10 protein-coding genes, 1 rRNA gene and 1 pseudogene are annotated in these 13,769 nt (G+C 67.4%); 6 read left to right on the forward strand and 6 right to left on the reverse strand.

All coding sequences use genetic code 11. From position 1 onward, the window contains the following. Nucleotides 1-83 (forward strand): 5S ribosomal RNA (gene rrf / locus ACWDUA_RS13910); the annotation flags it as partial. 118 nt (nt 84-201) lie between these two features. Here rrf and ACWDUA_RS13915 read toward each other — a convergent pair. Further along, entirely contained in the window at nt 202-1,113 is a 912-nt protein-coding gene (locus tag ACWDUA_RS13915) for a universal stress protein (RefSeq protein WP_449751596.1), read from the reverse strand. A 165-nt stretch (nt 1,114-1,278) separates the two neighbouring features. Here ACWDUA_RS13915 and ACWDUA_RS13920 point away from each other — a divergent pair, with 165 nt between their 5' ends. Continuing rightward, nucleotides 1,279-2,214, forward strand: a complete 936-nt coding sequence (locus ACWDUA_RS13920) for a universal stress protein (protein ID WP_449751597.1) — start codon at nt 1,279-1,281, stop codon at nt 2,212-2,214. 32 nt (nt 2,215-2,246) lie between these two features. Here ACWDUA_RS13920 and ACWDUA_RS13925 read toward each other — a convergent pair whose 3' ends face one another. Continuing rightward, nucleotides 2,247-2,894: a response regulator gene (locus ACWDUA_RS13925; protein ID WP_449751598.1), complete on the reverse strand. Its 648-nt coding sequence runs from the start codon at nt 2,892-2,894 to the stop codon at nt 2,247-2,249. Nucleotides 2,895-3,027: 133 nt separating this feature from the next. Here ACWDUA_RS13925 and ACWDUA_RS13930 point away from each other — a divergent pair, with 133 nt between their 5' ends. Both ACWDUA_RS13930 and ACWDUA_RS13935 read left to right on the forward strand, forming a co-directional pair. Continuing rightward, nucleotides 3,028-4,722 (forward strand): GAF domain-containing protein, encoded by a 1,695-nt coding sequence (locus tag ACWDUA_RS13930; RefSeq protein WP_449751733.1) that lies wholly within the window; start codon nt 3,028-3,030, stop codon nt 4,720-4,722. 60 nt (nt 4,723-4,782) lie between these two features. Next, nucleotides 4,783-5,538 carry an alpha/beta fold hydrolase gene (locus ACWDUA_RS13935; RefSeq protein ID WP_449751599.1) on the forward strand — a complete coding sequence of 252 codons (756 nt, stop codon included), beginning with the start codon at nt 4,783-4,785 and terminating at the stop codon, nt 5,536-5,538. A 14-nt stretch (nt 5,539-5,552) separates the two neighbouring features. On the opposite strand, the gene ACWDUA_RS13940 is transcribed toward ACWDUA_RS13935, so the two are convergent. From ACWDUA_RS13940 to ACWDUA_RS13950, 3 genes are all read right to left on the reverse strand, one after another. Further along, the gene (locus tag ACWDUA_RS13940) at nt 5,553-7,139 is read right to left on the reverse strand and encodes a GIY-YIG nuclease family protein (RefSeq protein ID WP_449751600.1); all 1,587 of its coding nucleotides are present in this window, start codon (nt 7,137-7,139) and stop codon (nt 5,553-5,555) included. 82 nt (nt 7,140-7,221) lie between these two features. Further along, entirely contained in the window at nt 7,222-8,232 is a 1,011-nt protein-coding gene (locus ACWDUA_RS13945) for an ADP-ribosylglycohydrolase family protein (RefSeq protein ID WP_449751601.1), read from the reverse strand. A gap of 42 nt (nt 8,233-8,274) precedes the next feature. Beyond that, nucleotides 8,275-9,543 (reverse strand): vWA domain-containing protein, encoded by a 1,269-nt coding sequence (locus tag ACWDUA_RS13950; protein ID WP_449751602.1) that lies wholly within the window; start codon nt 9,541-9,543, stop codon nt 8,275-8,277. A gap of 97 nt (nt 9,544-9,640) precedes the next feature. On the opposite strand from ACWDUA_RS13950, the gene ACWDUA_RS13955 reads away from it, so the two are divergent. Next, nucleotides 9,641-10,351 (forward strand): NrtR DNA-binding winged helix domain-containing protein, encoded by a 711-nt coding sequence (locus ACWDUA_RS13955; protein WP_449751603.1) that lies wholly within the window; start codon nt 9,641-9,643, stop codon nt 10,349-10,351. Nucleotides 10,352-10,374: 23 nt separating this feature from the next. Here the strand turns inward: ACWDUA_RS13955 and ACWDUA_RS13960 are convergent, their stop codons facing one another. Further along, on the reverse strand, nt 10,375-11,949 hold the full coding sequence (locus tag ACWDUA_RS13960) for a class I adenylate-forming enzyme family protein (RefSeq protein WP_449751604.1): 1,575 nt from the start codon (nt 11,947-11,949) through the stop codon (nt 10,375-10,377). Nucleotides 11,950-12,107: 158 nt separating this feature from the next. Here ACWDUA_RS13960 and ACWDUA_RS13965 point away from each other — a divergent pair. Beyond that, nucleotides 12,108-13,758: pseudogene (locus tag ACWDUA_RS13965) on the forward strand (NERD domain-containing protein). The last annotated feature ends 11 nt before the right edge of the window (nt 13,759-13,769 follow it).

The raw sequence follows: 13,769 nt of genomic DNA on the forward strand, positions 1-13,769 counted from the left end.
CCATTCCGAACCCGGAAGCTAAGCTTGCCTGCGCCGATGGTACTGCACTTTAGTCAGTGTGGGAGAGTAGGACACCGCCGAACAATTTTTTGGGGAATGCCCCGCAACCTTTGGTTGCGGGGCATTTCTCGTTTCCGGACCCTGTTGTTCTCTTCGTGATCCGTGGTCCGATCTGCCATCCCGTCCGCGCGTGAACGGGGGTCATGCCTGAGCACCGGCAGGGTGAGGTGAGGGCTGTCGGTCGTCGGGCACGATCACCACCGATGTCGGAGTGTTGAGCAGGACGGTCCTACTGGTGGAACCGAGGAGCATCCCGGCGAACCCGCCACGTCCACGGGAACCGACCACGAGGAGCTGCGCAGCCTGCGCCCGATCGAGCAGGGCGCGGACGGGTCTGTCGCGCACCACCGTCGTCTCGACCCTGACCTGCGGGAACTTGTCGATGAGCCCGGTGAGGGTGCGGTCCAGATGTGCGCGGGTCTCGGCGCGCAAGGTTGCCCAGTCCGGCCCGGACGGCCGCCGAAACGCATGGACGAGAGTCAGATCGTCGTCGGCCCAGCAATGCACGACGAGGAGAGATGCCTCGCGGGCCGCGGCTGCGTCGAATGCGGCCTCGACGGCGCGCAGCGACGCGGGTGAGCAATCGGTGCCGACCACGACGCCCTCGGTGGGTGTCGTCGTGCGCCACCGACCGCGGACGATGGCGAGTGGACTCTGACAGTGGGAGGCGAGGGCGGTGCTCACCGATCCGAGTGTGGTCCGGGTGGTCGCTTCCCGGCCCCGCCCACCGACCACCACCATCCGGGCGTCGGCCGATTTCTGCAGCAGGAGCGAGATCGGCGGTCGGCTGCTGAGCTCGGTGCGCACCTCGATGTGTGCTCGGCCGGTGATGGCCTCATAGGCGATCCGGCGGGCGTGTTCGACGGCACGTTCACCATTGCGATGCAACGCCTGCCGGTACGCATAGGGCACCGGGACGTGTGCGGTGGAGGCCGTCGAGGATACGATCCGCAACGCGGAGTTGTGCAGCGCGGCATCGCGGGCGGCCCACCGGGCGGCGGCCAGGGCATGGTCGGACCCATCGACGCCGACCACCGTTTCGGGGGAACTCACCACGAGGTGTTCCTTCCTGCGCAGCGATCCGGGAATTCAGTGCACCACGGGATCCTGCAGTCCGGGAGCGGTCGATTCTCCTCAGTCGGAGTGACCAAGGACCCCGGCATCCGTGATCAACGGTGCTGGCGTACTGGCGGCGAATCGGCCTACCGTCGAGACGAGATGCCCGGCAGTAAGGGAGACGAGATCATGCGCGATCCCACGCCGCAGGAGCCGACAGCGCAGCCTCCGGATGTGATCGTCGGTATCGATGGCTCGGCACAGGCCGAGAGCGCCGCCCGTTGGGCAGCGGATCTGTGCGCCCGCCGGCACCTGTCGGTCGAGCTGGTGTCCGCGCTGCCCGACGGCGACTGGTACACCGGCCTGAATCCGTCCGAACTCTGGAACGGTCCCCGTCTGCGTGGTCATCTGCATGCGGTGGGTGAGAAGGCGATCGCGCAGGCGAGCGTGGCCATCCACGAGCCGGATCCGTCGGTTCAGGTGACGTCGGTCATCCACGACGGTGCCATCGCCGACTACGTCAGGGAACGTTCGCCCGGTGCGACGTTCGTGGTGATCGGGTCGTCGAGAACGGGACGTATCCGGGAGGCGGTGCTCGGTGGGCATGTCATGAAGATCCTGCACGCAGCAGAATGCCCCGTGCTGGTGTGGCGTGACCGCGACTCCGACGACGAATCGCACCCGCATGTCGTCGTCGGGGTCGACGACTCGGCCAATGCCGAACGCGCGCTGCTGGCCGGTCTCGAGTACGCGCAGGCATTCGCCTGGTCGGTGACCGTTGCCCATTTCTGGCCGGTGTCGGCGGCCGTCGGTGTCGGCTATGCGGCCACCATGGTGAACTGGAGTGAGATCCGGGATGCGGGATGCCAGGCCCTACGGCGCCAGATCGCCCCGGCGGTCGCCGAGTTCCCCACGGTCGACGTCGGTGTGCATTACGCGGACACCTCGGCGACGCACGGTTTGGTGGAACTCTCGTCGACGGCGCGGCTGGTCGTCGTCGGGACCCATGGGCGCGGCACGGTGTCGCGCACGGTGTTGGGCTCGGTCAGCGACAACGTCGTCCATCATGCGCGCTGTCCGGTGCTCGTGGTGCCGTGATCGAAGGTCTGTGTGGTGTGGTCAGCGCAGCATCAGTGCCGTCGCGGATCGTTCAGCGTCGCGGCGTAGACGGCGGCCTGGGTGCGGCGCTGCATGCCCAGTTTGGCCAGCAACCGCGAGACATAGTTCTTGACGGTCTTCTCCGCCAGATGCATCCGTTCGGCGATCTGCCGGTTGGTGAGCCCCTCGCCGAGCAGCGCGAGCAGGGTGCGTTCCTGGGCGCTCAGCCCGGTGAGCGGGCCGGTCTGCTCAGACTCGTCCTCCGACCGTAGCCGCTTCATCAGCGCCGCGGCCGCCCGGTTGTCCAGCAGGGACCGACCCTCACCGACGTCGCGGATGGCCTTGGCCAGATCCAGGCCGGTGATGTCCTTGACGATGTAGCCACTCGCCCCGGCCAGGATCGCGTCGAGCATGGCCTGGTCCTCGGTGAACGAGGTGAGGATCAGACAGCGCAATCCGGATACGGTGTCCAGCAGATCGCGGCACAACTCGACGCCGTTGCCGTCGGGGAGACGCACATCCAGCACCGCCACATCCGGGTGGACGGCGGGGATCCGGGCCAACGCCTGGGCGCAGGTGCCGGCCTCGCCGATCACGCTGAGGTCGTCTTCGTCGTCGAGCAGACCGACCAGCCCGCGGCGCACCACTTCGTGGTCGTCGACCAGGAAAACTGTCGTCATCGCAGCCTCCTCCGCACCCCGCCGAGTGTCCCACTCCGGGCCCGGCGGCGGGCTCGGACGGCGATATCAGGTCGGGTGCAGGGCGCCCGCGGGTAGCATCGTGCCGGTGGACGCCGACCCCGACGGCGCCGGTATGCGCCCGGGTGACCAGTATCGAGGCCTGTCACATATGCGGCCGAGTGATCTCGTGGCCGAAATCCAGGATCGAATCGAACAAAGCGCCTATATCCGCGCACAGACCGAGGCGCTGCTGGAGTCGATGCTCGTCATCACCACCGGCCTGGAGCTCCAGGACACGCTGCGGTCGATCGTCTCCTCGGCGATCGACCTGGTGGGGGCCTCCTACGGTGCGCTGGGGGTGCGGAGCGAGGGCAGCGGCCTGAGCGACTTCATCTACCAGGGAATCGACGACGCGGTCCGTGACCAGATCGGACCCCTGCCGACCGGACGTGGCGTACTCGGCGTGCTGGTCGGCGAGCCGGAAGTGCTGCGGCTGGCCGACCTCTCGAAACATCCTGCGTCTGTTGGCCTTCCACCACACCACCCGCCGATGACCTCGTTTCTCGGTGCGCCGGTGCGGGTGCGTGACCAGATCTTCGGGAACCTCTATCTCACCGAGAAGCGGGGCGGGGGTGAATTCACCGAGGACGACGAGCTCATCATCCAGGCGCTCGCGCTCGCCGCCGGCATCGCCATCGACAACGCCCGCCTGTTCGAGGAGTCGCAGTCGAGGCTCACCTGGATCGAGGCTACCCGAGACATCCGGACCGAATTGTTGCTGGGGACAGATCATTCGGAGGTGATGGGCATGATCGCACGGAAGGCGCTCAACCTCGCCGACGCCGACCTCGTCTTCATCGCACAACTGGATACCGCCGGCGTGGCCCCGACCGACCTGGTGATCACCGTCGCCGAGGGGATCACGGCCGCGGAACTGGTCGGTACCACCATCCCGATCGAGGGATCCACGACCGGAGATGCGTTCACCTCCCACGAACCGGCGCGCCGGGCGCATCTCGCGTACCAGCTCACCGAGGACTCCGCCGCGCGCTTCGGACCCGTCCTCGTCGCCCCGCTGCGCACCCCCGAGAAGACGAGCGGCGTGCTGGTGGTGCAGCGGACCTCGGGACGACCACAGTTCGGCGACGCCCTCCTCGGGCCGATCACCAGCTTTGCCGATCAGGCGGCGTTCGCGTTGCATCTGGCCGAGGCGGCCCGCCAGACACGGGAACTGGAGATGCTCGCCGAGCGTGAACGGATTGCGCAGGACCTGCACGATCACGTGATCCAGCGCATCTTCGCCGAGGGTATCCGCCTGCAGGCCACCCAGCGGCTCGAGGATGTTCCCTCGATCCGGACACGATTGACCGAGACCATGCAGACCCTGCAGGACATCGTGCAGGAGATCCGGACGACGATCTTCGATCTGCATGGTGAGGGATTCGGTGGTGGCGGTCTCCGTCAGCGCCTCCAGGACGTCGTCGACCAGCAGGTCGGCGGGCTGGACATCGAACGGCACATCCGGACGTCGGGACCGCTGTCGGTGGTCGAACCCGCGTTGGCCGAGCACCTACTCGCCGTCGTGCGGGAGGCGCTGAGCAACGTGGTTCGCCACGCCCACGCCGACACCGTCACGGTCGGGGTGAGCGTCGGCGACGAGGTCATCGTCGTGGTGTCCGACGACGGGGACGGGATGCCGCCGGACGTGACCCCGAGTGGCCTGGACAATCTGCGGCATCGGGCCGAATCCTGTGGCGGCACTGTGCTTCTCACGAAGCCTGACGACGGGGCCGGGACGGTGCTGCGGTGGTCGGCCCCGCTGCGGTGAGTTTCGGAGCGGCATCGAGTCAAACCTCAGAGGTTGACCATCGATCGGACCGGAGGAGTCATGACCAACCAGGAGCTGTACTACGAGACCTACGGCGCAGATCACCCAGGCGTTGCGCCGCTGATGCTGATCCACGGTGGCGCCGGCACGATCGGTGCCCACTGGGGTACGGCGATACCGGTGTTGTGCCGGACACGGAGGGTGATCGGCGTCGAATTGCAGGGTCATGGGCACACCCCGCACGCCGATCGGCCGTACACCTTCGAGAACTCCGCCGGCGACATCATCGCGGTGATCGAGAAGCTGGGGGTGGGTCCGGTGGACCTGGGCGCGTTCAGCAGTGGTGGTCCCGCCGCACTCCACGTGGCGCAGACACGTCCGGACCTGATCCGGCGACTCGTCATCGCGTCGTCGTTCTGCCGACGTGACGGCCTCGTCGAGGGATTCTGGGACGGCTTCGACGACGCGAACATCACGTCATTGCCCCCTGCGCTGCGGGCGGCCTACGAGGAGATCGACGCGGACCCCGATCACCTGACGCGGATGTTCGAACTCGACGTGAGCCTCATGCGCGGGTTCACCGACATCGACGACACGGCGATGCGCGCCATCACGTGCCCGACGCTGTTCGTGAGCGGCAGAACCGATGTGGTGCTGCCGGCGCACACGCAGCAGATGGCGGAGCTGGTCCCGAACGGATGGTCCCTGATCCTCCCTTCCGGTCACGGCGACTACCTGGGTGCTGCGGAGACCGGAGGGGAGCTCGGCCAGGTGGGGCGCACGTTCCTCGGTGTGCTGGAGGCGTTCCTGGCGTAGGACTGATCGCGTCGTCAGTCGTGGTCGCCGAAGCGCTTGAGCCAGAACGGTTGGTTCCGCCAGAAATCGATATCCTGTGTACCGCCGTTGAATGCAAAGTCGAACAGCTCGTCCAGGTGGGGGTTCATCCGGCGCGCCACCGGCCACACGGTGTCTTGGCTGGTGTAGAGGTACCACCGTCGCGGTGCCGTGTGCGGGTTCCACGCGACGGTCACGCTGCATCCGTCGCCTCGATTGGCGACGATCGTGCCGGTAAGCAAGATGTCCATGACCGACACCTGGAACCCGCGGTGGTCGAAGGGGACATCCTGGGTGATGTTCCTGCGCACGCGAACGGCGATCCGTTCACCGGGCAGCATCTCCTGAACCTTCATCTCATACTTGGGGTTCGGGTCCATCCGCCACTCGCCCTCGGAGATGAAATCGGCGACTGAATGTCGTTGTGATGCTTTGGTGCCGGCATTGACGAACCAACAGAGCTCTACGTCATCAGGAATGTCCTCGTTGACCGATACCGGCTCCGGTGCAGTCACGGTTTGCATGCTCGCTGATCCGGTGTCTCGGTAATCGCCGGACGGCAGAGTGGTCTCCTCCTCTGCTGTGCTGAGGTCGTGAGCTCGGCTGTACTCCGGGTACGCGTGCTCGACGACCTGCGGGCAGTGATAGCGCGTGTACACGCAGGGATGCTTGCTCATCACGTCGAAGACGAGCTGCGCAGCACCTGCGCGAACGCGTTCGTCGGATATGAGTCTCCGGAACGCTTCCGGCGAATCCGCAAGGAGACACACGGTGTCCGCACCGGCGTCCTGGTACTTGGTGGCGCGTGCTCGGACCCCGGGGAATGCGGCGAGAAACTGCTTGATGTTCTTGGTGCCCGCCGTGAGTACGGACTTTCGCACGATGACGAAACCTGAGGCGTCCGGAGCAACCACCAGGGTCTCCATACGCCCGACGCTGACACACAGCAGGCGCTGACCGCCGTACGTGCCGGTACTGACGCTCCAACCCTGATACTCGGTTCGTCGCGGCGCGGGAATGCAGTTGTCGAGGTAGTACCGGAGGAACTCGGTTGCTTCGGATTCGACAGGATTTGCGAGATAGCGCATGGCCGACGTCTTGTACTTGATCTCCTGCGCCGGGGTCATCGGCTTCAACGTCGACGTATCAGCAGTGTTGAACGCGCGCGGGTTCAACAGCCAGCGTGCCTGTTCCTCCTCTGAGAGGAACTCGGCGAGGTTGTCCGAGCCGAAAGACTTCGAGGCATGGGTCTTGTTTCGGCATCGATCCGGCACGATGCCGTCGAGCTCGTAGATCAACTCTTTCTCGACTTGCCGGAGTTGCTGCTTCGACAGGTTCTTCCGGATGAAGCGCACGTCTCCGATCTCAGGGCCCCAGACGAGATTGTGCCCGCCCATCCGCGATCGGAGATCCACCGACTCTCCGAGGTAGTAGCTGTCATCACTGAAGATCAGGAGATAGAAACCGGAGTAGCGGGCCTTTGGGTTTCCGGCGACAACCGTCGTGGATCCCTGAAACGTGCGAGGTGTACCGAACCCGCGCTTGTCGGCCCATTCAGAAACCTCTGTGCGGAGAGACGTCATCGACAACCTTTCATCCATGGTGGTGAAGCCGGCCCCCGCGCGATGTGAGCGTAGCGGAGTCTGATTGCTGTGTTCTTCTGAATCAGAGCCTGGCGTGCCGGGTCGCTGCAGACGTCGCCATGCGGTTCAGGTTCTCTGCAGTGGTGGCGCATCCGTTCACATAGGGCCACCCGTGCACCGCTTCGCGATATTCGGACGAGACGACGTCGGCGCCCCAGCGGGCACCGAGGAGGCCGCCGGCGATGGCCGCGACGGTATCGGTGTCGTCGCCGATCCGGACGGCGGTGTACAGCGCCTCGAGGTGATGGCGGTCGGGCTCGTCGTCGACGATCGGTGTCTGTAGGACGGCCGCGGTGGCCGCCTGCAGGGCGGCGACGGTGAACCCGTTGGGGGAGAAGCTCAACGGGTCGCCGGTCTCGGCGGCGGTCAGCCACTCCGACCACCGTTCGCGTCGATCGGCGGGCAGCAGGTCGAGTCCGCTGCGAACGTCGAACCGGGCGTGCCGGATCGCGATCCGGATGGCCTCGCACCACAGCACACACGAGTCGCCGGCGAGCTCGTCGGCATGGGTGAGCGCGGCGACGGCACGCGCCGCCTCGGCGAGGTGATCGCGATCATCGAGGTGGGCCAGCGCCACCGGGGCGGTGCGCATCAGCGCACCGTTGCCGGCCGATCGGGGATGGGCGACGGCGTAGGCGGTCGAGATCTCGAGCAGCACTTCACCGGGCCCGGCGTCCGGGTCCTGCGCGAGCCGACGACGAGCGGCGTCGAGCACGGCGTAGGTCTGGTTGCCGATGTCCGGTGGGCGGTTGCCCGGGAAATCGGTGAGCCAGCGCAAGAATCCGCGCGCCACGGCGTCGAGGCCCTCCGCGGAGGCCAGGTCGGCGCCGGTGGTCGCGACCTCGGCGATGGCGACCGCCATCGACGTGTCGTCACTCCACTCGCCCGGGGCATAAGCGCCCAGGCCACCGCCGATCATCTCGGGGATGTCGGTGGCGCCGAGGCGACGACCGAACTCGTACGGGACGCCGAGCGCATCCCCGACAGCGGTGAGCAGGAGTGCGCCGACGGCGCGGGACCGGATGTCGGACAAAGAGTTCTCCTCGTGGTGGGTGTGGTGGCGGTGAGTGTGGGGTTACTCGCGGCCGCGTTTGCGGTTGCCGGAGTGATAGGAATCCCGCGACATCTTGGACATCCGTGCGGTGCCGAGAACTGTTGCATTCGTGGACATCTGATCGATCAGATCGAGATCGTCGGCCATCGACGCGGCGACCTCGGGCGGAGCGCCGAGCACCGCATCCTCGATGCTGGCACGCGAACGCGCCAGGTGCGCGGCACCCGCGGTCAGGTCACCGGCCTCGAACGCCTGCGAGGCCTCGAGTTTGGCCTGCTGCCCTTCCTGGTACAGCTTCTCCGACCGCACCACCGGATCCGGCACGCGATCACCGAGTTCGTCACCGGGCACGACGTTCACCGAGATCGGCAACGTCAGCGTGTGCTCGGTGAGGGTCCCGGTCTCCACGTAGCGCAGCTCGAGGGTGGCGAGCTGGGTCACACCCAATGCGGCGATCGCCTCGACGTCCAGGCGCAGCAACAGCTTTCGCGACTCCTCACCGTAGAGGTCGCCGAGCTCGATCATCACCTCGCCGTCACCGATCTGGTGGGCGGGTAGATCGTTGTACATCGCCAGTGACTTCACCTGCGGGACATAACGAACCGTCAGGGTGACCGCCTGCACGGACTTGGCGAGCAGACCGTCGAGCTCACCGGCGATGGCGGCACCTGCGGCGTCCGGATCGGCGGCGAAGACGTGATTGCCGTTGCCGGCCCGCGCGATCACCGACAGCAACGACTCGTCGTATCCGTCGCCGTATCCGAGGGTGGAGCTGACGATACCGTCGGCGGCAGCCTTCGCCGTCACCGCGGCGAACCCGTCGTGATCACGCATCCCGACGTTGATGTGGCCGTCGCTGACCACCAGCACGGTACCGCCGCGGATGCCGGCCGACCGGATGGCGCGACGCAGTTCCTGCAGACCGCGCAGGTAGCCCGACGAGAGGTCGGTACAGCCGCCGGGGGTGACCGCGCGGACCCGGTCGGTGGTGCGCTGCTTGTCGGTGAGCGGGCCCGCGGGTACGACGACCTGAGCGTCGTCATCGAAGGCGACCACACCGAACACATCCGAGGGGGAGAGCTGGGCGATCACCCCGGCGAGGGCCTGCTGCGCACCCTCGAGGGGTGGGCCGCTCATCGAACCGCTGCGGTCGAGGACCACCTGGAATGCGGCGGGTGCGCGCTCGGTGGTGGTGGGGGCGGCCGGTGCCGCCAGATCGAGCAGCACGGTGACCTCGTCGGCGGACTCGTGGGCGACGACATCGACGTCGAGGGCGGCGGAGAACAACATGTCTTCGACTCCAATCTCCGCCCCGGCATCGGACCGAGGCGACTTTGCGCGTTTGTGAGATTACTACTTTGCGCAGAATCTCGCATAGGGTTGCCCGGTGGCTGCTGCGAAGTTCAGTCGATTGACCGACTACCCGCGACCCAGCGTTGCCGTCGACATCGCGGTGCTCACCGTGGTCGGCGACGCGCTGTGCGTGGTCGTCCAGCGTGACGAGACCGGCGCTCCGGCGCTGCCGGGACGGTTCATCCGGGAACGGCACACCGTCACCGAGACGGTGCACGAGGTGGTGCAGCTGAAACTGGGGCTCTCGCCCGATCACATCCACCCGCATCTGCTGCGGGTGTTCGATGATCCTGATCGGGATCCCCGGGGATGGACGATCTCGATCGCGCACGCCGTCGCGCTGCCTGCCGTGCAGCTGACGGACGTGGTCGGGGAGTTGCAGCCGGTGACCGACACCGGTGCGCTCACCTCAGGGGAGGCGTTGCTCTACGACCACGAACGGATCATCGCAGCCGCCACCGACAGTCTGCGCCGCCGTTACGAGGACCGCCCCGATCCGGACAATCTCCTCGCCCCGCCGTACACGCTCACCGAGCTGCGGGAACTGCACGAGGCGATCCTCGGCCGGCGTCTGATGCGCGACTCGTTCAATCGTCGTGTCCAGCCGTTGCTGGCGCCCCAGGTGGACGCCGCCGGCAGCCCGGTCACCCGCGCCGCCGGTGGCCGGCCCGCGCGTCTGTTCGCCAAGGGATCCGCACCGACGGCCACCTTCGGATGGAAGCTGCCGAGCAAAGACGACCTGTGAGAGCCGAGCGGTGACCCGGGCCGTCAGGAATTCGCCGTCGACCCGTACATCGCCTGCAGTGCGGCCTTCTGGATCTTGCCCGACGGCGTGAGCGGCAGGGAGTCCACCACGACGATCCGCTCGGGCTGCTTGTAGCGGGCGAGCTGCTCCCGGCACCGCGCGTGGAGCCGATTGACGTCGAGTTCCTCGTCGCCGACCACGATCGCCCAGCCGACCTCGCCGTAGGTCACATCCGGTACGCCGATCACCGCGACCATCATCACGCCGGGGGCGGTGGCCAGCACGTTCTCGATCTCGGCGGGATACACGTTGTATCCGCCGCGCACGTACATCTCCTTCTTGCGGCCCCGCAGCACCACATGCCCGTCGGCCCGCTGGGCAGCCATGTCGCCGGTGCGCAGCCACCCGTCGTCACCGAAGGCCAACTCCGTGGCATCGGGTCGCTGCCAGTACCCGTCGGCCAAACAGGCGCCGCCGATGAGCAGTTCACCGTCGACGCCCGCCTCGACGTCGGTGCCCTCGGCGTCGACGACGCGCACCCGGGCGTCCCCGATCGGAACGCCGAGCGTCTCCACCAGGGTGTCGAGATCGTCGTCGGCGGCGGAGATCACCACCCCACCCGAGGTCTCCGACAACCCGTACAGGTTGGCCAGCCGTGCCGTCGGGAACGCATCGGCCACCCGCCGGCCCAACGCCGGCTGCAGGTTCGATCCGCCGATCACGCACAGGCGTATCGCGGACAGGTCGGCGCCGGCGAAGGCCGGTTCGCCCAGCATCAGCGAGTACATCGTCGGCACCCCGACGCACACGGTCGCGTGGTGGTCGATGATCGCCTGCAACGACTGCTGCGGGTGGAATCCGGGCACCAGGATCAGTCGCGCCCCGACGACGGCCGCGGCGATGACGGTGCAGGTGAGCCCGCCGACATGGTTGAACGGCATGTGCGCGATCACCGCGTCGTCGGCGGTCTGCTCGAGGTGGGCCGCCTGTGCCAGCGCCGACGCCAGAATGCTGCCGTGGGTCAGCAGCGCACCCTTCGGTGCACCCGTGGTGCCGGAGGTGTACAGCAGCACCGCGGTGGCCAGCGTCGACACCGGCTTCCATCGCCGTGCGGTGGTCGGTGCGGACTCCATCAGATGCGCCCACGAGCGGCTGCCGTCGAACCCGTTGTGGCCCAGGAAGACGAAGTGTTTGACGCCGGGCAGGCGTGACCGGAAGCCCTGCAGGAACCCGACGAAGTCGAAGCCGCGGTGCTCGGAGGCGCAGATGAACACACTGGCACCGGACTCGTTGAGCATGAAGTCCAGCTCGTGCTCGCGGTACTGGATGTTGAGCGCCACCAGCGTCGCACCGATCCGCCCGGTCGCGATCAGGGAGAGAATCCATTCCGGGCCGTTCGGCGCGGCGATCGCCACCCGATCGCCCGGCCCCACCCCGATGGTGTGCAGGCTGCGGGCGAGGCGGTCGGCGGTGTCGCGGACCTCGGCGTAGGTCCAGGTGCGGTCGTCGGTGACCAGGAACGGGGCGTCGGGGGTGCGGCCCGCGATGTCGTCGATGACGGCGGGCAACGTCGCGGGCGGGGAGATCGATGCGCTCACCCCTCGGGAGTACCAGCGTGTGACGTCGGGTGTCAGCGGTTTGACCGGATCGGGGGGCGGTGGACCGTCATCCGGATGGATGTCGTGACCGTTCGGTGTCCTGGTGCTGTGGCACACTCCGGGCACAGCGACCCGACGTCACCGAGGAGGCCGACGCCATGCCGCACATCCTGCCCGCCGAACCTCGCTTCGCCGCGCACGGCGAACGGGCCGTGTTCACCCGGCTGGTCGGCCAGATGCTCGACGACGATCTGCTGATCTGCGGGCAACGCGTCACCGACCACACCAAAGACCACGAGGCCGACTTCGTCGTCGCGATCGCCGGCGCCGGCATCGTGTGCGTCGAGGTCAAGGGCGGTGAGGTCTGGCACGACGGCGCCGGCTGGATGCAGGACCGGCCCGGTCAGGGCGCCAAACGGATCGACCCGGTCGCCCAGGCCCGCGACGCCTGCTATGCGCTGCGGGAGTACGTGGAGGCCGACCCGCGGTGGCGATACGGTCGCGTGCGCTGGGACCACATGGTGGTGCTGCCCAACGTCGAACTCCCCGACGATTTCGCGCTACCGGACTGTCCACGCTGGAAGATCCTCGACCGCACCCAGCTCGACGAACTCATGCCGCGGATCCGGATGGTGCTGCTGAGCAAGGAATCCGATGTGGAGCCGATCACCACCGCCGGCATCGCAGACCTGCAGACGGTGGTCGCCGGGCGTGGTCTGCCCCAACGTGATGTGGTGGCCCGCGCCCTCGTCAACGAGGACACCGCCGACGCACTCACCGAGAACCAGGCGGTGATCCTCGACGCGATCGGCCTGCTCCACCGCGTGGAGGTGCGCGGCGGGGCGGGCAGCGGCAAGACCTTCCTCGCCGTCGAGCAGGCCCGCCGGCTGGCCAAGGCGCGCAAACGGGTTGCGCTGGTCTGCTATTCACACGGACTGGCGTCATACCTCACACGGATCACGGCGAGTTGGCCGCGGCGCGAGCAGCCGGCATACGTGGGGGAGTTCCACGAACTCGGAATGCGGTGGGGCGCATCGTCGGGGCCGGACGAACGGATCCGCACCGCGGCGAGTCAGGACTTCTGGGAACACGAACTCCCCCGGGAGATGACCCGACTGGCCGAGGAGCTGCCGGCGGGGCACCGCTTCGACGCGATCGTGGTGGACGAGGCGCAGGACTTCGCCGACGAATGGTGGCCGCCGATGCTCGCCTGTCTGGGCGATCCCGACGAGGACGGCCTGTACGTGTTCAGCGATGAGGCACAACGGGTTTTCGACCGGCAGGGAACACCACCGGTCCCACTGGTCCCCCTGTTGCTCGACCACAACTTGCGCAACACCCGGCAGATCGCGACGGCATTCCGGCCGATGGTCGGTCAGCGTATGCAGCTGCGTGGCGGTGACGGTCCGGAGGCGGTTCATCGCCTGCCGCCCGGAGGAGGCGTGCGACGTCGCCGACGACCAGGTCGATCCGCTGCTCGGCCAGGGGTGGGCGCCCGGCGACATCGCCCTGCTGACCACCGGGTCACGCCACCCCGAGCAGATCACTCGGCAGGCCGAGGGCACCGAGGCGTACTGGGACTCGTTCTGGGACGACGACCAGGTGTTCTACGGTCACGTACTCGGGTTCAAGGGACTCGAACGCCGGGTGATCGTGCTCGCGCTCAACGAAACCCGGCCGCGGGACCGCTCCCGTGAACGCCTCTACGTCGGATTCTCCCGCGCCCGTGAACAACTCGTCATCTGTGGTGACCCGGAATTCGTCCGAGAAGTCGGCGGGCAGGACGTGGCGCGTCGGTTGGGCTTGTAGGCGTCCGTCCG

The organism is Gordonia sp. NPDC003376 (assembly GCF_053589235.1).

Bases quoted from the DNA above. Each gene is read 5' to 3' on its own strand.
- ACWDUA_RS13930 (WP_449751733.1), top strand. From the start codon at position 3,028: ATGCGCCCGGGTGACCAGTATCGAGGCCTGTCACATATGCGGCCGAGT.
- ACWDUA_RS13925 (WP_449751598.1), bottom strand. From the start codon at position 2,894: ATGACGACAGTTTTCCTGGTCGACGACCACGAAGTGGTGCGCCGCGGG.
- ACWDUA_RS13935 (WP_449751599.1), top strand. From the start codon at position 4,783: ATGACCAACCAGGAGCTGTACTACGAGACCTACGGCGCAGATCACCCA.
- ACWDUA_RS13940 (WP_449751600.1), bottom strand. From the start codon at position 7,139: ATGACGTCTCTCCGCACAGAGGTTTCTGAATGGGCCGACAAGCGCGGG.
- ACWDUA_RS13920 (WP_449751597.1), top strand. From the start codon at position 1,279: ATGCCCGGCAGTAAGGGAGACGAGATCATGCGCGATCCCACGCCGCAG.
- ACWDUA_RS13950 (WP_449751602.1), bottom strand. From the start codon at position 9,543: ATGTTGTTCTCCGCCGCCCTCGACGTCGATGTCGTCGCCCACGAGTCC.